The sequence below is a fragment of the Haloarcula sp. CBA1129 genome, assembly GCF_008729015.1.
Lineage (GTDB): Archaea > Halobacteriota > Halobacteria > Halobacteriales > Haloarculaceae > Haloarcula.
Window position 1 is genome coordinate 168398 of sequence record NZ_RKSM01000003.1, and the last position, 18805, is coordinate 187202.

Below are 18805 nucleotides of genomic sequence, written 5' to 3' on the forward strand. Positions count from 1 at the left end.
ACAGGCCCATCATAGCCGCGTGCACATACTGGTGGTGCTGACGGGTTTTTATAAGACTACCCGTTGCTGTGTAGTATGATACAACCCATTCGCACGCTATGGAGTCGGTATCGATCCATCCCACTCATTTGGCGTATCTTTGTCGCCTTCGTACTGGGAGCAGGTGCCGGTATCGCGTTCGGGGAGCAGATGGCCGTGGTCAAACCGTTGGGCGACCTCTTCCTTCGACTGCTCAATATGCTGGTCATCCCGATCATTGTCTTCACGCTGCTTACCGGTATTCGGCAGCTCTCGCCCGCGAAACTAGGGAAAATCGGCGGTGCGACAGTCGGACTCTACGCTCTGACAACGACTCTCGCAGGCATCATCGGCCTCGCAGTTGCAAACGTACTCCAACCCGGCCGCGGGCTCGAATTCAGCGGCGGTGAGGCACAATCGAAAGCGCCGCCGTCGTTGCTGGACGTGGTTCTCGGTATCGTGCCGAACAATCCCGTCGCGGCACTTGCAGAGGGGAACCTGCTGGCGACAGTCTTCTTCGTCATCGTGTTCGGCATCGCGCTGACGTACGTCCGCGCCCAGCAAGACGCGCTCGCGGATAGCGTCGATTCGGTGTTCGAGGCCTTCGAAGTTGGTGCTGAAGCGATGTTTGTCATCGTTCGAGGCGTCCTCGAGTTCGGTGTGCTCGGTGTATTCGCGTTGATGGCCTCCGGTATCGGAACTGAGGGTATCGGGCTGTTCTCCTCACTGGGCGAGCTCGTGTTGGCAGTCACCATCGCAATCATCATTCACATCGGTTTCACCTATCTCGTTCTCTTGATGGGCTTGGTTGTCGACGTGTCACCGATTGCGTTCCTCAGCGGGGCGAAAGACGCGATGGTGACCGCGTTCGCGACTCGGTCATCAAGCGGGACGCTGCCTGTCACGATGCGCAACGCGGACGAAGACCTGCGAATCGCCGAGCGGGTGTATTCGTTTACGCTCCCGGTCGGTGCAACGGCGAACATGGATGGGGCCGCCATCCGACAGGCAGTAACCGTGATGTTCGCCGCGAACGTCGTCGGACAGCCACTGGTGCTTACTGAACAGGTCTTCGTCTTGATCGTGGCTGTCCTCATCAGTATCGGCACCGCCGGCGTTCCGGGGGCGGGTATCGTCATGCTCACTGTAATTCTCACGCAGGTCGGCCTCCCGCTGGAGGTCGTAGGGTTCGTCGCCGGCGTCGACCCGATCCTCGGACGGATTGCGACGATGAACAACGTCACCGGCGACCTCGCAGTTTCGACCGTTGTCGGGAAATGGAACGACGGACTCGATCTCGATGAGGGAGTCTGGTCGCGGCACCTGAGCGGAGCCGCCGAGTTCGTTCCCGGTGACGACTAGGGGTATCAACGCCGGGAAATCAAGTGTGTGAGTTGTAGAGACTAATGCTGGTACAGTTGTTATTTTAACCCAGGGTGTCATAGAACGGTTACCACACCAAAGAGCAGGGTGAATGCTGAGGTGGTATGGACTCAGCGACCCTGCAAGATGATCCTTCGGTAGAGTCGTTCTTCAATGTCGCGGAGACGGAGACGTTAGCGTTGCTTGAGCATCTCTCCTTCGAGTTTCTCGCAGAGTTCGACGTGTTCGCCCCGGCGGAGACGGGGCGAACACGAGAGCACGAGCCACCAGAGCTGATGCGTGGCTTCCTCCATTGCTACTACAAGGACATCTACGGCATTCGTCCGGTTGAGCGGGAGCTTCAGAACACGGTAGTTTGGCTGAGCTGTGGCTTCGATCGACCGCCGTCAAGAGACGCGGTCGATCGCTTTCTCACCGATCTCGAACACGTCGTTGGCAAGGTCTTCGACCACCTCGTCGAGCAGGCCGTCTGGCGCGGCCTGCTCGACTTGACCTACTGCATTGATTCGACCGACGTGAGAGCGATGCCTGCCGATCAAGACGCTTCGAAGTGCTACGATCCCACCGACGACGAGTACTACTACGGCTACGGCTGTACGATCGTCTCGACCGGGCAAAAGATCCCAATTGCAGCCGAGTTCACCGAGAGCAAACAAGCGCCAGAGGAGACGGCGATGCGCGTCACGCGTGACGCGCTCGCCGTCACCAAGCCGAGATGGATGATTGGCGATAGCGCCTACGACACGCTCGACTGGCACGACCACCTGCTGGCCGCAGGGGTCGTGCCAGTCGCTCCGTACAACGCGCGAAACACCGACGATCCGAAAGACATCGAGTACAGGGTCGAAGACCGTATTGAGGAACACAGCAAGGACGTTCAGCTGAAGCAATCAACCTTAGACGAGACGTACAACCGCCGCACTGGAGTCGAACGAACCAACGAATCAGTCAAGGACTGCGGCCTCGGGCGAACGCACGCCCGAGGCCGCGTCCACGCCCGAGCACAGGTGTTTCTCGCCCTGTGTCTTCGTCTCGTCGTCGCAATCACCAACTACGAACGCGGAGACAATCCGGGAAGTACGCTCATCACGGTGTGAGAAGAGTTCTATGACACCCTCTATAAAAAAGGCAACACAGCTCGCGACTGTACTTCTCATAACAGTGTGGGCGTCCACCAGTCTCGGTACACCAGCCAGAGACGCTCGCCCGGCGCGGTAGTAGTAGCTATCGCGTTTCAGAAGCCGAGCGGTACCAGTTCCCGTTTATTTAGTTCGTTTCCGTTCCTGTGTCGGGTGGTCTGTGACGTACACTTTCGTATCGTCCGGAACGTCGTCGGTGACCCAAGAGTTCGCACCGATGCTGACGTGATCGCCGACACTGATAGCGCCCAGAACTTTCGTGCCCGCACCGATGACGACGTGGTCGCCGATATCCGGGTGGCGTTTGTACCCCTTTTTCAATCTGTGCTCGTCGCTCTCGTCGGCCTCGAAGTGGAGTGCGCCAAGCGTCACGTCCTGATAGAGCCGAACCCACTCCCCGACAGTCGCAGTTTCGCCGATGACGACACCGGTTCCGTGATCGATGAAAAAGTAGTCGCCGATTTCAGCGCCGGGGTGGATGTCGATACCAGTCTCAGTCTTGGCGTACTCGGTGAGTTCGCGGGCGTACTCGGAGGCCCCGGCATCATAAAGTGTGTGTGCGACCCGTTGTACGAGTATCGCCATGAATCCCGGATAGGACCGGATTATCTCCATATATGTCTTTGCTGCCGGGTCACCCTTGAACGCGGCCTCGACGTCCTTTTTGAGCCGTGTACGGATCGTTGGGAGTTGGTCGATGACAGCGTCGACTGTTTCGGCGGGATCCGATCCGGAGTACGGTCTAATACCAGCAAAAAAGAGGCCACCAAGGGTGTCGAGACGGTCCAGAACGGCGAGTTCGTCTCTAACGAGTTCGGCGGCGTTCCAGCAGGTCGGAAAGAACAGTCGTTTGAGGATGTCGACTTCCGGTCGTCGGTGTTCCCGGCGCGGAAACTCCATTTGTGTCTGGGTCGGGAACGGGTCTTCGTCGGCCCGGTACGCCTCGAACAGGTTCTCGTGTGTGTCGCCCGTGTAACAGTAGTCCATATCGGATGGTTGGTCTGAACGACCTTAGTCTTGAAACAACAACTGTATTTTCGGCTATGTGTTGTGTTCTTGTTGGCACTGCTGCCTCGGAAACGGGCAGAACCGCACACTGAAAGGTAGCTATTTGACACTGGCCTGTCACCGAGTCTGTATGAACGGCGAGTGCTACTTCTGTCACGGCATTGTCTCCGCACCTGAAGAGGGTCACATCTGGCTGCGTGAGCACGACAGCCACGAGGTGTACATGCACGAACAGTGTGCCAGCGGACACAACGTCATAGAAGGGGGACAGGGCTCAGCGGGTGAGCTCCTGATTACTTGCCCGGAATGTGGTGAAGTCGAAGCCGTCTAGCAACGCGCGCAGGTAGCCCTGCGAACGGGCAGCAGCCCCAGCCTACGGAAGTGTAATACCGACGCCGGACTGCAGGCTGGCCGCTCTCACAGTGTTGTACATCAGCATCGCGATGGTGAGCGGGCCGACGCCGCCCGGAACCGGCGTGATGGCGTCCGCCTTCGTCTTCGCACTCTCGAAGTCCACGTCCCCGACGAGTTTGTACCCTTTGTCCGTGTCAGCGTCGACCCGGTTGATACCGACATCGATGACTGTCGTACCCTCTGAAAGCATCGATCCGTCTATCACTTCTGGAACCCCAGCGGCGGCGATCACGATGTCCGCGTCGCGGGTCTTTGCGGCGAGATCCTCAGTTCGGGAGTGACACACGGTCGTCGTCGCGTTCCCGCCCGGCCCGTACTGGATGAGTAGATTCGCCATCGGTTTGCCGACGATGTCCGACCGGCCGACGACGACGGCGTCTTTCCCCTCCGTCTCGATACCAGTCTCGGCGAGGATCTTCTGGATTCCGTGAGGCGTGCAGGGCTTGTATCGCGCGTTCCCCGCGACGAGTCGACCGACGTTCTCGGGATGGAACCCGTCGACGTCTTTCATCGGGTCGATGCGCTCCAATACGTCGCGCTTGGTCACGTGGTCGGGGACCGGCATCTGCACGAGGATTCCGTGGACGGCCGGATCCGCGTTCAGTTCGTCGATGGTCGTAAACAGCGTCTCGGCCGGTTCGTCCGCGCTGATCTCGTGATGGAACCCCTCGATACCGATCTCCTCACAGGCCTGTTGTTTCATCGAGACGTATGTTTCACTCGCGCCGTCGTCGCTCATCAGGACTGTCGCCAGCCCCGGTGTGATGCCCTCGCTAACGAGTGTATCCGTACACGCTGCGACGCCCTCTTTGATCTGGTCGCCGATTTCGTTACCGTCGATTATTGTAGTCATTATTGCTGAGTTCGCTGTCGGCCCGGAAACCCCCGGGCAGGCGTCCAGAGCGGGACTTCCTGCTGGTCGGTCTGCTGTCGGGCCAGTCAAGCGTTCGATACCCGCCTCAAACCCAGAGAGCTTAGTGGGTAATGGGGAATAGCCAAGCCTTTGAAGTGACATCGGCTATTCGTCCAGTGAGCAACCACAAGCGGTCGACAAGTCGACAGTATTTCCGGCAGAGGTTCGGGGGACCGAAGGTTTTTGTCCAGACCCATGCTTGGTCTACGCAACCACACCGAGAGGCGTTGGCCTCTCGTCCGGGAGCAACTGCACTATGACTGAGATTCGGTTCAGCACCGACGAAGAATCGTTCATCGAAACCGCGAGGACTGCAGCGGACGGCGCTCGTGTACCGGTCGAAGCGCGCGTCACAGTCCCTGATCCGTTCGAGGCGTATCGCCGCGCTCGGGATGGAAACACAGATGGATTCTACCTTGAGACGACCGGTGGGCAGTCCGGCTGGGGGTACTTCGGCGTCGACCCGGTCGAACAGGTCGAGGTCCCTTCGGGGGCGGCGCCCGCACAGGACGGCGGGAGTCCGAGCATCGAAACCATCGACGAGCTACTCGAAGGTGAGCAACTGGAACGCGGTGACTGTACGGTTCCATACCCGTGTGGCGCGTTCGGCTGGCTGTCGTACGACGTGGCGCGGGAGCTCGAAGACATCCCGGAGACGACTGTTTCGGATGGCCTCCCGCGGCTCCAACTGGGCGTGTTCGACTGTGTCGCCGCGTGGGAGGAGCCACACGACGGGCCGGTCGAACTGCACGTGACGGCATGTCCAGTCGTCGACGGGTCGCCCGAGGCGGTGTACGAGCGCGGCTGTGAGATGGCCCGCGAACTGGCACAGAACGCCATCCGCGGGGAGACACACGTCCAGCCCCAGCCGACGGCTGCAAGTCAGGCAACGTTCGAGAGCGAGTGCGGCGAGGCGGCCTTCGCCGACCGCGTCCGACAGATAAAACAGTACGTCAGGGACGGCGACACGTTCCAGACGAACGTCTCACACCGCCTCACCGCTCCGGCGGCCGTCCACCCGGTCGACACCTTCGACGCTGTCCGCAGGGTGAACCCCGCCCCGTACTCGGCCCTGCTTGAGTTTCCCGGCGTCGACCTCGTCAGTGCCAGCCCGGAGCTGTTACTTGACGTAGATGGCGACCAGTTGCTCACAGAGCCGATTGCCGGGACGCGCCCCCGAGGCGCGACGCCGGCCGAGGACGAGGAACTGGAGGCAGACCTCTGTGACGACGAGAAGGAGCGGGCCGAGCACGCGATGTTGGTCGACCTCGAACGCAACGACCTCGGCAAAGTCAGCGAGTACGGGACCGTCGACGTCGCCGAGTACCGCCGCGTCGACCGGTATTCCGAAGTGATGCACCTTGTCTCTCTCATCGAGGGAGAACTGCGCGACGACGTGAGCATCGCTGATGCGGTCGCTGCGGTGTTCCCCGGCGGAACTATCACCGGCGCGCCGAAACCGCGGACGATGGAGATTATCGACGAGGTGGAGACGACGCGGCGGGGCCCCTACACCGGCAGTATCGGGGTGTTCGGTTTCGACGAGCGAGCAACGCTGAACATCACCATCAGGACGCTGGTTCACTACGACGGCGAGTACCGCCTCCGCGTCGGGAGCGGCATCGTCCACGACTCCGTCCCGGAAGCGGAGTATCAAGAGACGCTGGACAAGGCCCGGGCGCTCGTCACCGCCGTCGATGAGGCGCTCGGCGAACAGGGGTCGTTTGCGGTCGAATCCGGGACCGAGCAGATGGAGGGGATGCGATGATACTCATCATCGACAACTACGACTCCTTCGCCTACAATCTGGTCCAGTACGTCGGGGAGTTCGATGACGGTACCGTCCGCCGAAATGACGCTATCGACGTGGCCGGCATCCGCGACCTCGACCCGGACGGTATCATCGTCTCGCCGGGCCCCGGGACGCCGGCGGAGGCCGGCGTGTCAATCGACGTCTTCGCCGAGACAGCGTACCCGGCGCTTGGCGTTTGCTTGGGCCATCAGGCGCTCTGTGCTGCCCACGGAACCCCTGTCGGCCATGCACCAGACGTGGTCCATGGGAAACCCTCTGAAATCCGTCACGACGGAACAAGGCTGTACGACGGGGTCGACGACCCGTTCGAGGTCGGTCGGTATCACTCGCTAGCTGTCGAGGCCACAGAGCTCCCGGACGCGCTTGATGAAACAGCCCACACGAACGACGAGCAGGGCATCGTGATGGGCGTCCAGCACGCCGAAAAACCACACATCGGCGTCCAGTTCCACCCGGAGAGTATCCTCACCGACGCCGGGAAACAACTCATCGAGAACTTCTGTACCGCGATTGCTGGGGCCTGACATTCTCGGGATGGCGCGACCTACTTCTTTTCTGGCGGGTCGACATCATGATGTGTCTGGATGTCCGGCAGTTTCCTGACGGCACGCCTGAGGAGAGACGTGTGGCCCTGTTCGTCCCGGTACCAAGTCACTGTCAGCCCACCGACCGCCACGAGCGATATCACGGCGAACGGGCCACCGGTCAGGACAGCCAGAGCCTGAAGCGTCTCGGCACCCCCGAGCAGTAACACTGAAACGGCGACTGCACCCTGAAAGACGCCCCAGAAGCCGATATGCGTCGCCGATGGCGCTACCCCCCGCCGCGTCGCCAGCACCGAGACAACGAGCGTCGAGGTGTCCGCCGAAGTGGCCATGAACACGATGATGAGCGCGAGAAACAGGAACATCAGGAGCTGTCCCAGCGGTAACGACGCGAACAGCGGGAATCCGGCGACGGCCTCCGACCCGCCGCGTTGTGCGATGGCGGCGAGGACGTCTGCCTGTCCCGTCTGCTGGACGAACAGCGACGTCCCACCGAGCAGCAGGAACCAGACCATCGTCGCCGTCGAGGTTGCGACGACGCTCGTGAATATCACCGTCCTGACACGCCGGCCACGGGAGAGCGCGGCGACGAACAGCCCCGCGAAGGGAGCCCAAGAGAACCACCACGACCAGTTCCAGACGGTCCACTCTGCCACCCATTGCCCGCCCGTGTAGAGGCTCAACGGCACGAACTCCAAGACGTATGTTCCGAGTGCCTGCGTCCCCCGCTGGAGGATAAACGACCGGGGGCCGACCGCGACGACGAGGAGCGCGAACAGGCCGAACAGGACGACGTTGAGGCCGGCGATGCGGCGGATACCGCGGTGAATCCCTGTCGCGCTGGAGACAACGAATATCAGCGTCAGGCCGCCGACAAACAGGACTGGTCCGATGTCGCCGGTTGCCACGTCCCACTGGTAATTGATACCGGCGAGGAACTGTTCACTGACGAGTGCGACCGAGGTGGCAATGCCTCCGATAGTGGCGAAGACGGCCAGCGTGTCGACGAGTGTGGTCCACACCGAATCCAGTCCGTCAACGCCGAGTACCGGTGCCAGTACCGTCGAGACCCGGAGCGGCGCGTCCCGCGTGAATGCGAAGTACGCTATCGGGACGCCGATGACGGCGTACGCGCTCCAAGCCGAGACGCCCCAGTGAAAGAGTGTGTACACCAGTGCGCCGTTGATAGCTGCCGGCGATTGAGCGGTTGCGCCGACGTAGGGCGGCGGCTGGTCGTAGTGAAACAGGGCCTCCGTCGGCCCCCAGAACACCAGCCCGGCCGCGATGCCGGCGGTAAACACGAGCGTAAAGTACGTCGGGTAGGTGTAGCTGGGCTCCGTGTCCGGACCGCCCAGCTTGATGTCGCCCCAAGGACCCACCAGCAGGAACAGGCAGTAACAGACCGAGAGAAAGACGGCGGCGAGAAACAACGGACCACCAGCAGTCAACACCGTGGCCGCCGCGGCGTCTACAGCGCTTGTCGTCCGTGTTGGGAACGCGATCTGGAGCCCGAAGAACGCGGCGAACACGAGCACCGGGAACGCGAGGACAGCCGACTCGTGCTGCGTGAGGAACTCCCGGACGGCCCGCCGGACATCGGTCCGACGAACGCGGAGCAGAACATCGGCCGCGGCCGGCGCGGTGCTGTCCTCGGAGTAGGGCAACAGTGCGATGTAACACAGCCCCGAACTGAAAAACACGAGGGCAACGGTCAGCCACGCCGGGCCGGTGACGGCCTCGCCGACGAGCGTCGGAAAGAAAAAGCCCGCAAGCACGAGCGCCCCGGACGCGGCACAGAGTGGCACCAGTAGCCGACCGATGGTCTCCGCAAGGCCACTGGCGTCCGAGGGTGCCATACCCCGATATTCAGGATCGGATACATATATTACTATCCCACAGTACGGTTGGAACCGCTGTCAGAGCGGCCGATACCGCCGCTTGTGGGCTTGGGCGTTCAGTCGCGGGCGTCTCCGCTCCCCCCGTCGTCCGCGGCGATGTCGTCCAGTACTGGTTCGCTTGACCCGCGATCCAGCACCGACCGACCGAGGAGCCGACCGCCGATAGAGCGGGGATTGATAACTTCGTCAGCCCCGACCGCGCGGAACTTTTCGACGTGTTTCTCGGCAGTCGCCGCCGCAACTGTTCGGATGTCCGGATTGACGTTTTTCGTCGCAATGACGGCTAGTACGTCGCGTGCATCGTCGTTGCTTCCAACCACGACGCCGCGCGCGGTCCCGACGCGTGCGTCCCTGAGGACGTCCTCGTCGGTGGGGTCGCCGGTGAGCAGATTCACGCCCTCGCCCTGCAGCGACGCGACCGTGTCCTCGTCGGGCGTGACGACGACGACCTCCGTCTCGTCGTCGAGTTCCTCAAGCAGCGATGCCGTAACGTCGCCGTACCCGAGGACTACGATGTGGTCCTCGAGAAGTGTGAGTTCTGATGCGGTCATGACTCCGAAGGCTGTCGCCATTCTGGATTCGATAGCCGGCCCGATGAGCGCGCCCACGGCAACAGTGAACGCACCGGTCCCGAACAGGATGATAGAGAGCGAGAACCACCGGGCCTCCGCGGTCACTGGGGTGATGTCGCCGTACCCGACCGTCGCGATGGTGACGACGACGTAGTACACGGCGTCGCCCCAACTGTCGAGTTCGAGGAACTGGCCACGCAGCCCGTAGGCACCGACGGTCCCGTAGAGTACGACCCCGAAAATCGCCGACAGCGACGCGATCTGAATCGGCGAGAGGTCAAGAGACTGGTCGAACCGGTGGCGGTTTCGGACCAGCAACGGGTACGTGACCAGCGTCATCAGCAACAACGGGATGTCAGTGGGCTGGAACGTGGCAAGCGGCAGCAGTATCAGGCCCAACAGGACGACGGTCGCAACACGCCAAGAGAGCCGTTTCCGCCGCTGGAGCCCGACCGTCACGATGCCCAGTATGAAGGCGAAAAACACCCCGCCGAACCGAACAAAAGCTACGGGGAGATCGACGACTGCAGTCAGGGGGCCATCGAGAGCAAGCGACGCGTGACTGAGGTTCGAAAGCCCGGTCACGAACGCGAGGAGCGTGACGACACCAGTCAGGATCACCGTCGGTTTCGCGCCGGAGAACTCGTCCCACTCGACGAACGGAATCCTGTCGGCCGGATAGAACACGTCTTCTAGGGTCTGCTCTGACGAACCCTCAGGGGCGTTAGCCATTAGCATACTGTTGTCGGAGTCGATATAAAAAACACCCGACAAGCGGACACCGGACTCAAGAGGGTCGGTCGCTTACAACCGTTTCGATGGGTCGACTGCACACGATTAGATGTCGCTTTTCGGCCGGGGCGGACACTATTGACTGGAGCCGGCACATGCGGGGGCCGAGCAGATGAACGCCGCCGTGCTGTTCGGACTCGGGACGATGATCGCTTGGGGATTCTGGATAGCGCTCGGAAACATCGCGTCAAGTACGATGGACCCCGAAACAGCGGCGTTCGTGTCGTACGCGACCGCAACTGTCGCAACTGGGATATACGTCGTCGCCTCGGACGCATCGTTCGTCGTCACGAACCGAGGATTGGTGTTCGCGGGTGCGGCGGGTGTCGCAGCGGCCGTCGGCGTGGTCTCAACATTCGTCGGCGTGACTGTGGGGCCCACGTCGATTGTGTCCACTATCGGTGGGATGTACTTCATCACTGCCGCGGTCATCGGCGTCATCGCGTTCGGAGAGTCGATGACGCTGACGAAAGCCGCCGGCATCGGTCTGGCGCTGATAGCGATTGTCATCATCAACCAGTGACCGGACACAACTGGTAAGCGTTCGAGAATGTTGTGCGAGCGTGACCTGTCACGGCAGGGGTTTATCAGATGGGGGCAGGTACGGCCGGATATGAAGCGTGTAATCAGTACCGACGAGGCCCCGGCCGCGGTCGGCGCGTACAGTCAGGCAACCACAAACGGGGACCTCCTCATTACTGCCGGACAGCTCCCGCTGACGACAGACGGCGAACTGCTCGACGACGAGCCAGTCGCCGACCAGACGCGACAGTGTCTCCGTAACGTCGAGGCGATTCTGGAGTCGGAAGGCCTCTCGCTGGACCACGTGCTCAAGACGACCGTCTACCTCGACGATATCGACGACTTCGACGCGTTCAACGAGGCGTACAGCGAATTCTTCGAGTCGGAACCACCGGCACGGAGTGCCGTCGGCGTGGGTGCGGTCCCGAAAGGTGCAGCGGTCGAAATCGAAGCCATCGCGACCACTGAATAACGAGCGCGTTCGGTTCTGTCCTTATCGCAGTTCCATCTGCTCGGCCCGCTCCGCGGCGAGGGTCGTCAGTTCGTCGACGCTGCTGTCCGAGCGGTCCGCGAGGACGCGAAGCAGCATTCCGAGCTGTATCGCCGCCGCCTCACGAAGTTCGGCCGCCTCCTCGGTGTCATTGCCGAAGTAGTACTCGTGGCGGCCGTCTTCGTGGATGAGACCGGTGTACACCGAGCGCAGATCGTCCTCGGTCACTGCGGCCGACGCCTCCGTCTTGACCTCCTCGAATCGTGGGTTCATGGTTTCGGTTCGGGCAACGGCCTGCTGCCTCATTGTTTCGACGGACCGAATCGACCAGCACTGTCCAATCAGTGCATAAGCAGGTGATATGTTGTGGGATTCGTGGATACCGGTGCAACCGGTGGCTATCACGGACCGCTCGGCAGGGGTTTTTAGTCGTTCAGCACGACGCACAGAGTATGACACAGGAAACCACGGCCCTCGCTCATCCGACCGTCGTCCGGGTGTCAACGGACGGGCAGTCACAGCGCGGGGACCGGGTCCGCTCCGCGGCGCGGACAGCGGCGGGTTCGGTGCCGGTCGTCCGGACGGGACCGACAGGCATCACAGCGGCCACGCCGCTGGTGATGGTCACGAGTGGCGGACGGACAGCCTTCTACGGTGACCCGTCACCGTCGACCGTCCGCGAAGCGGTCACGGAGTTAGAAGACGGAACAGTACCGACAGCCGACGCGGACACCGTCGTCGAGCACGACCCGGAAACGGCGTCCATTCCCGTCCCGGAACACGGCCCGCTCTCGGTCGGCCGTCGCGACGTGCTGGGCCCCTGTGGCTGGATCGCGCCGCTGGAACCAGCCGACTGGTCGTTCGTCTCAACCGAGCCGACTGCCGATGTCACTGCGGGGGCCGAGCTGCTGGGGCGCGGCCGCGGGGACGCTGCCGCTGACAAACCGGTCGCTGATGCGTGGGAAACGGCCAGCTCGACCGACGGCGACCCGGTAGTCGTCTGTAACGCCAACAACGCCAGTGGTCTCCCGACGGGCGACGAAACGCTGCTGTCCGGGGCACCGATGGCAGTTCTGGACGGCATCGCGGCGGTGGCCGAGTACGTGGACGCCGAGGACGCCGTCGTCTACGTCAACGAGTCGGAGACGGCCTTGCAGGCGGACCTCCGGGAGGCAATCGACGCAGCCGCCGACACCCTGCCCGTCGTTCCACAACTGGTGGCCGGCCCGGACGAGTTCCGCGCCGGCGAACCGACGGCGGCACTCGAAGCGTTGGAAGGGGCCGACCGCATCGAACCGCGGCTCCAGCCGCCCTCGCCGGCCAAGCACGGCCTCTACGGCCGCCCGACAGTCATCCATACCCCGCGGACGTTCGCGCAGGTCCAGCGGGCCATCGCCGAGCCCGATAGTGTCGACGCCGACGCCGCGGACCCCGGAACCCGAATCGTCACTGTCGCCGGCGACGTTGCCGACCGGGCGACAGTCGAACTCGGGTCAAGCGCCAGCCTCTCGGCGGCCAGCGAGGGAGTCGAGATGGACGGTTCGTTCAAAATGGCCTGTGTCGGCGGCGTCCTCGGCGGCATCACTCGGAGCCTCGACGTCGCGCCGACCGCCCAGTCGCTTCGGGCTGCCGGTCTCGGAACCGACGGCGTCGTCGAACTGTTCGACACCGACCGCTGTGCCGTCGAGACGGTCGGCAAACGGGCCCGGTTCGCGTCGATGGAGAACAGCGGCCGCTGTGTCCCCGGTCGCGAGGGAACGAAGCAGCTCGCCGAACTGCTGCGCGAGATATATGACGGCTCGTTCGAAAGCGACAAGATACGCGAACTCGGCCGTGTGATGCGCCAGTCGAGCAACTGCCAGATCGGCGCGCACGCGCCGCGGCCGGTGACCACCGCCATCGACGAGTTCGAACCCGAGTTCCGCGCCCACACAGACGGCCACTGTCCCAGCGGCACCTGCACGGAGAAACTATGAGCACAGACAAGTCGATTCCACGAGTTCCCGACCTACACGACCCACAGCCTGAGACACCCGTCACCCGCGAGTTCGAGACCGGAACCGCCAACGACCCCGACGTGGGGACCGACGCGGACGAACCGACATCACTCACCGTCGACGGCGAGCCAGTCACTGTCGACCCGGGCTCGACCATCATCGACGCCTTACAGGACCTCGACGACGACATCGTCAGCGTCGACCCCGGCGCGGAGGGCGTCGAAGACGACGCCGACGTGCCGGCACTGTGTTACTACGACCGCGACGGGGACTGCAGCGACGAGGTCGGCCCGCGAAGCGAGTGTCGCACCTGCATGGTCGAGACCGAGCAACACGGTCTCGTCCCGTCGTGTTCGTTCCCTGCTGAAGACGGTCTCACCGTTTCAACGGACACTCCCGACGCCGAAGAAGCCCGCAGTGTCAACCTCGACCTCGTGCTGTCGAACCACAACCTCCGGTGTACCACCTGCAACGGCAACGGCCGCTGTGAACTGCAGGACGCCGCCATCAGCGAGGGCGTCGACCATCCCCGCTACGGTGTCTTCGACGAGCGCGACCAGTACGAACCCATCGACGACACCTCCTCGTTCATCCAGATTGACCGCAACAAGTGTATCCTCTGTAACCGCTGTGTGGACGCCTGCAACGACGTGCAAGTCGAGGGCGTCCTTCGCATCGAAGGCCACGGCGAGGACACCCGTATCGGCTTCCAGTCCGACGCCGAGACGATGCACGACTCGGAGTGTGTCTCCTGTGGCCACTGCGCGACGGTGTGTCCGACTGGCTCGCTCACCGAGAAGGGAATCGGCGGCCAAGCGACGCTTCCACTGCCGGGCTTCACTCAGCGAAACTCCATCGGGAAGGTCATCGAACACGAGGACGCCGAAACTATCGACGACACCACCGCCCCGAACCGCGGGTTCGAACCCGGCGACCCGAGAGCGGCGAAAGGGAAGAAAGGCCTCGCCAAGTTCGCGTCAGCGGCGAAACGCCGGGCCGGCGACATCGCCAAGGACTACGGTAAGAAGGCGTTCCTCGCCGGCGAACACACCGCCGAGAGCATCGCGGCGAACACAATGCCAGAGGGTCGACTGTTCGACATCGCCGACAAGGTCAGCGACTACCGCCTCTCGAAAATCGACACGGAAGAGACCACCTGCGGGTTCTGTGCTGTCGGCTGCCGGTTCGAGATGTGGGGCAAAGACGGCGACTCGCTCGGCGTCGTCCCAGTTGAGGACCCCGACGACGCGCCCGCGAACAACTTCTCGACCTGCGTGAAAGGGAAGTTCGGCCACGAGTTCGCCAACAGCAAACAGCGGGTCACCGAACCGATGGTCCGCAACGACGACGGGGAACTCGAACCCACAAGCTGGGACGAGGCACTCGACTACGTGGCCGAACGCTTCACCGAGATTCAGGACGAGCACGGCATCGACGCGCTGGGCTGTCTCGCCTCCTCGAAAGGGAGCAACGAGGAGGCTTACCTCGTCCAGAAGTTCGCCCGGCAGGTGCTGGGGACGAAGAACATCGACAACTGCGCCCGGCTCTGTCACTCCTCGACCGTCGCAGCGCTCCAGCAGACGCTCGGCTACGGCGCGATGACCAACCGCATCAACGAGGACATCGGGGAAGCCGACGCCTACCTCATCAGCGGTTCCAACACCACGGAATCGCATCCGGTGCTCGCCACGCGCATCAAGCAGAACGTCCGCGAGGGAGCCGACCTCGTCGTGTTCGACCCGCGGAAAATCGGCATCGCCGAGCACGCCGACCAGTACACCCGGACCAACCCCGGCTACGACGTGGCTTGGCTCAACGGCTTGATTCGGTACATCATCGAAAACGACCTCCACGACGAGGACTTCATCGATCGCAACACGAAGAACTTCGAGGAAGTCAGAGAGAAAGTCCAAGCGTTCACGCCCGAGAAGGTCGAGGAGCTGGCGGGCGTGTCGCCGGATGACCTCGCTTCGGCGGCCGAGACCCTCGCCGAAGCCGACAGCGTCGTGTTCGGCTGGGCGATGGGAATGACCCAGCAGAGCCACGGGACGGAGAACCTCATCGCGATGGCCGACCTCGCACTCGTCTTGGGTCAAGTCGGCAAGCCCGGCGCCGGCCTGTCGCCGTTCCGCGGCCAGAACAACGTCCAAGGCGGCGGTGGCGACATGGGAACCCTGCCCGGAAGTCTCCCGGGCTATCAGAACCCGGCAGACGACGAGGTCGGTGAGAAGTTCGCGGACGCCTGGGGCGAGCGGCCCCCCGAAGAGCCCGGCCTCAAAGTGCCGGAGATGCTCGCCGAGGCCCACGCGGGGAACCTCCGCGGGATGTACGTCGTCGGCGAGAACCCGGCGCTCTCCGAGCCCGACATCCAGCACGCTGCCGAGGCGCTGGCAGACATGGAGTTCCTCGTAGTGCAGGACATCTTCATGACCGAGACGGCAGACTACGCCGACGTGGTGCTGCCCGCTGCCACGTCGCCGGAGAAACACGGTACTTTCACGAACACCGAGCGGCGCATTCAGCGGGTCCGGCCCACGTCGGAGCCGCCGGGCGAGGCCCGCCAAGACTGGGAGATAACGCAAGCGCTGGCCCGGCGGCTGGGCTACGACTGGGACTACGATCACCCGCGGGAGGTCATGGACGAGATCAATTCCCTTGCGCCCATCTACGGCGGCGTCACGTACGACCGCCTCGAATCCGGTGACCAGCACGGCCTGCAGTGGCCTTGCTGGGACGAGGACCACGAGGGCACGCCGTACCTGTACGACTACGAGGACGGGAATTTCAATTTCGAGGACGGAAAGGCCCGCTTCGTCCCCGCCGACGGCGGCCACCCCGGCGAGATTCCGGACGAAGAGTACCCGCTGACGCTCACGTCCGGGCGCGTGCTGTATCACTGGCACACGGGCCAGATTACCCGCCGCGTCGAGGGGCTGATGAGCCACGTCGGCGAGAGCTTCGTCGAGGTGCATCCCGAGACGGCCGAGAAGCTCGGCATCGCCGATGAGGAGTACGTTCGGGTCGAGTCCCGACGGGGCGACATCGTCGTCAAGGCACAGGTCACGGACCGGGTCGGCCCGGGGACGCTGTTCATTCCGATGCACTTCGCCGCCGGTGCGGTCAACAAACTCACCGGCGAAACGTTCGACCCGACCGCCGGCATCCCCGAGTACAAAGTGTCGAGCGTCCGCGTGGAAGTGCTGGGCCCGGAAACGGACGAGACAGTACTGCGGACGCCCGACGCTGGTGGGAAACAGATCCGGAAGCGAGGCGCTGGCGACGACTGAGTTGGCCCGGATAGTTGGCCATGATTCCGCGTTCCGATTCGGTTCGAACCAAAGGTACCTCCTAATACCTCCGCGATGTAACTAAATAGAGATATATGAGCAGACGATTCTGCATTTCGATTTACTGTCAGTGAACTGTGTGCCCACCTTGTGCGTAAATGAATTCGAGATGGCGGAAATAGATAAGAAAACGCGATTTCTATCGGTATATTTAGCCCCCGTGGCTCAGTCCCGCGGTCCGACCGGCCGATCCGCGATTTCATCAAGAAGGTCGAGAAGCGACTCGGTCGCCAGTTCCAGCAGCGTCTCGCCGCGTTCGGCGCTTCCCTCGCGAGGGTCGCCGACGACGCCGTTCTCCGTGAACTCGTCGGAGTCAAACGCGAGGTTGACGCCGCTTTGCCACTCTCCCCAGCCGTCGCTGCCGCCGTCTGCGGCCTCGTCGAGTCGGTCCTCGTGGACTGTCTCTGGATTCGTCCGCTGGAGCACCGAGGTCTCAAGCGGCCCGCCATGGCCCATATCAGCGCTGTGGTCACCGACCGCGTTGAACCACGTAAACGGGACGGTAAAGGCCTCGTCGTGGCGGGTTATATTTCCGGATACTTCTCGCAGTGCGTCGATGTTGCCGCCGTGGCCGTTGACCAGTACCACGTGGTCCCAGCCGTGGCTCGCGAGGCTCCGGACGATGTCCCGGACGTAGGACCGGAACGTCGACTCGGAGGTCCACAGCGTGCCGGTAAACGCTCGATGTTCCTCGGCGACGCCAACGGGAACTGCCGGTGCGACGACAACGGGGTCGTCGTAGCGCTCGGCACCGCGTTCGGCGATAGCTTCGGCGTCGAGCGTGTCCGTCCCGAGCGGTGCGTGTGGGCCGTGTTGCTCCGTACTCCCGACGGGGAGAAGGGCCAGATTCGTCTCGACGTCCGCCATATCGGTCCACGTCTCCGTCTGCAGATCCATAGTGAAATCTCTGTACGGGACGGAATAAAGCCCGGTCTCTCCCCACCTGTTACGGTTGAGTGCTATGTGCCAACGAAATCGAATACGCACGGACGGCCCAGACCCATTCAAATGGGGAGCGACTGGTCAGTCCCCGGTCGAGGCGGAGATCGTCCGCTGTGACCAAATAAGCGGTGTCTCGTCAGAGTCTCCTAGCCGAACAGTGAGGGAGACCAGCGAGACGATGGCGGCGTACTCGATCACGCTGGCCACCAGATGTAGCTCGGACGGGATGCTCACCGAGACGATGATCGGCGGGTGGTTCATCGACGCATGGAACAGGGCGACGAGCCAGAGGTTGCCCGTCAGTGCATATACGCACCCGTAGGCGAGTCCCATCAGTGTCAGCCCGAGGAGTCTGACTGCAAGCGCGGACCCGACACCGTGCCCCGATGCGAGAAACCACCGCGGGAGGTGAAACAGGGCGAACAAGAGTGCGACGAGACCGATGCCAGACAGCGCTGCACGCCGAGTCGCACCACCGGCCAGCCTCGTGAATTTCTGCTGCAGGTACGTGCGAAAGAGGAGTTCTTCCGGGATCGCAGTGAACAGAAGCGAACTGAAAAGCGCCGCAAGATACAGCAGCGGGTGGGACGCAGTTCTCGACAGCGAGGCCTCGAACCCGGAGATGCCACCCATTGCGAGGGCGACCGCAACAAGGTTGTACAGCCCCCAGAACGCGGTGACCACCCCAATCACGGGTACCAGTGTGCGAACAGGCGGGAGCAGAGGGCGCAGTGAGCCGGTCTCGATTCTGAGCACACCAATCGTGAGTGCAACAAGGAAGACACCCCAGATCATTCCCAAGACGGGCGGCGGCGACGCGCCGGCGGAGATGGTCACCAGTCCGGAGAGCACGACAATCACCAAGAGGTACGTTACAACGGGAACCAGCGGCCCGCCGCTGAATCTCGGCAGGCCAATGTCAGGGCGCAACATCCAGTCGGAGTCCAATGGCGAGCCCAAAATTAGCTTCTATCTCGTATTCGGGATGAATCCGTCGACGACAAGTATCGAG

At 62.7% G+C, this 18805-nt stretch carries 16 protein-coding genes; 9 read left to right on the forward strand and 7 right to left on the reverse strand.

Translation table 11 applies throughout. The annotated features are described in order from the left end of the window. Positions 1-75 precede the first annotated feature (75 nt). Both Har1129_RS18575 and Har1129_RS18580 read left to right on the forward strand, forming a co-directional pair. Complete coding sequence (locus Har1129_RS18575) at positions 76-1380, forward strand: dicarboxylate/amino acid:cation symporter (RefSeq protein ID WP_151102321.1); 1305 nt, start codon at positions 76-78, stop codon at positions 1378-1380. A 125-nt stretch (positions 1381-1505) separates the two neighbouring features. Then, positions 1506-2498 (forward strand): transposase, encoded by a 993-nt coding sequence (locus tag Har1129_RS18580; protein ID WP_151098853.1) that lies wholly within the window; start codon positions 1506-1508, stop codon positions 2496-2498. A gap of 165 nt (positions 2499-2663) precedes the next feature. Here Har1129_RS18580 and epsC read toward each other — a convergent pair whose 3' ends face one another. Next, positions 2664-3527, reverse strand: coding sequence for a serine O-acetyltransferase EpsC (gene epsC, locus Har1129_RS18585; protein WP_151102322.1), 864 nt, complete (start codon positions 3525-3527; stop codon positions 2664-2666). Positions 3528-3678: 151 nt separating this feature from the next. Here epsC and Har1129_RS18590 point away from each other — a divergent pair, with 151 nt between their 5' ends. Further along, positions 3679-3879: a hypothetical protein gene (locus Har1129_RS18590; protein WP_151102323.1), complete on the forward strand. Its 201-nt coding sequence runs from the start codon at positions 3679-3681 to the stop codon at positions 3877-3879. A 42-nt stretch (positions 3880-3921) separates the two neighbouring features. On the opposite strand, the gene Har1129_RS18595 is transcribed toward Har1129_RS18590, so the two are convergent. Continuing rightward, entirely contained in the window at positions 3922-4815 is an 894-nt protein-coding gene (locus Har1129_RS18595) for a bifunctional methylenetetrahydrofolate dehydrogenase/methenyltetrahydrofolate cyclohydrolase (protein WP_151102324.1), read from the reverse strand. 316 nt (positions 4816-5131) lie between these two features. Here Har1129_RS18595 and pabB point away from each other — a divergent pair, with 316 nt between their 5' ends. Then, the gene (pabB, locus tag Har1129_RS18600; protein ID WP_151102325.1) at positions 5132-6643 is read left to right on the forward strand and encodes an aminodeoxychorismate synthase, component I; all 1512 of its coding nucleotides are present in this window, start codon (positions 5132-5134) and stop codon (positions 6641-6643) included. Next, on the forward strand, positions 6640-7212 hold the full coding sequence (locus Har1129_RS18605) for an aminodeoxychorismate/anthranilate synthase component II (RefSeq protein WP_151102326.1): 573 nt from the start codon (positions 6640-6642) through the stop codon (positions 7210-7212). The genes pabB and Har1129_RS18605 overlap by 4 nt, the downstream gene beginning before the upstream one ends. Before the next feature lie 20 nt (positions 7213-7232). Here Har1129_RS18605 and Har1129_RS18610 read toward each other — a convergent pair whose 3' ends face one another. Both Har1129_RS18610 and Har1129_RS18615 read right to left on the reverse strand, forming a co-directional pair. Continuing rightward, a complete protein-coding gene (locus Har1129_RS18610) occupies positions 7233-9089 on the reverse strand; it encodes a BCCT family transporter (protein WP_151102327.1) in 1857 nt (618 codons plus the stop codon). 98 nt (positions 9090-9187) lie between these two features. Continuing rightward, a complete protein-coding gene (locus Har1129_RS18615) occupies positions 9188-10435 on the reverse strand; it encodes an NAD-binding protein (RefSeq protein WP_151102328.1) in 1248 nt (415 codons plus the stop codon). 172 nt (positions 10436-10607) lie between these two features. Between Har1129_RS18615 and Har1129_RS18620 the strand changes: the two genes are divergently transcribed. Together Har1129_RS18620 and Har1129_RS18625 are read left to right on the forward strand one after the other, a co-directional pair. Further along, positions 10608-11018: an EamA family transporter gene (locus tag Har1129_RS18620; RefSeq protein WP_151102329.1), complete on the forward strand. Its 411-nt coding sequence runs from the start codon at positions 10608-10610 to the stop codon at positions 11016-11018. Between the two features lie 90 nt (positions 11019-11108). Continuing rightward, positions 11109-11489 carry a Rid family detoxifying hydrolase gene (locus Har1129_RS18625; protein ID WP_151102330.1) on the forward strand — a complete coding sequence of 127 codons (381 nt, stop codon included), beginning with the start codon at positions 11109-11111 and terminating at the stop codon, positions 11487-11489. Positions 11490-11510: 21 nt separating this feature from the next. Here Har1129_RS18625 and Har1129_RS18630 read toward each other — a convergent pair whose 3' ends face one another. Beyond that, a complete protein-coding gene (locus Har1129_RS18630) occupies positions 11511-11780 on the reverse strand; it encodes a hypothetical protein (protein WP_151102331.1) in 270 nt (89 codons plus the stop codon). Between the two features lie 179 nt (positions 11781-11959). Here Har1129_RS18630 and Har1129_RS18635 point away from each other — a divergent pair, with 179 nt between their 5' ends. Further along, positions 11960-13483, forward strand: coding sequence for an NADH-ubiquinone oxidoreductase-F iron-sulfur binding region domain-containing protein (locus tag Har1129_RS18635; protein ID WP_151102332.1), 1524 nt, complete (start codon positions 11960-11962; stop codon positions 13481-13483). Then, a complete protein-coding gene (fdhF, locus tag Har1129_RS18640; RefSeq protein ID WP_151102333.1) occupies positions 13480-16791 on the forward strand; it encodes a formate dehydrogenase subunit alpha in 3312 nt (1103 codons plus the stop codon). Before Har1129_RS18635 ends, fdhF begins: the two co-directional genes overlap by 4 nt. A 225-nt stretch (positions 16792-17016) precedes the next feature. On the opposite strand, the gene Har1129_RS18645 is transcribed toward fdhF, so the two are convergent. Next, a complete protein-coding gene (locus Har1129_RS18645; protein WP_151102334.1) occupies positions 17017-17748 on the reverse strand; it encodes a creatininase family protein in 732 nt (243 codons plus the stop codon). 126 nt (positions 17749-17874) lie between these two features. Beyond that, positions 17875-18726: a type II CAAX prenyl endopeptidase Rce1 family protein gene (locus Har1129_RS18650; protein ID WP_151102335.1), complete on the reverse strand. Its 852-nt coding sequence runs from the start codon at positions 18724-18726 to the stop codon at positions 17875-17877. Positions 18727-18805: the final 79 nt, after the last annotated feature.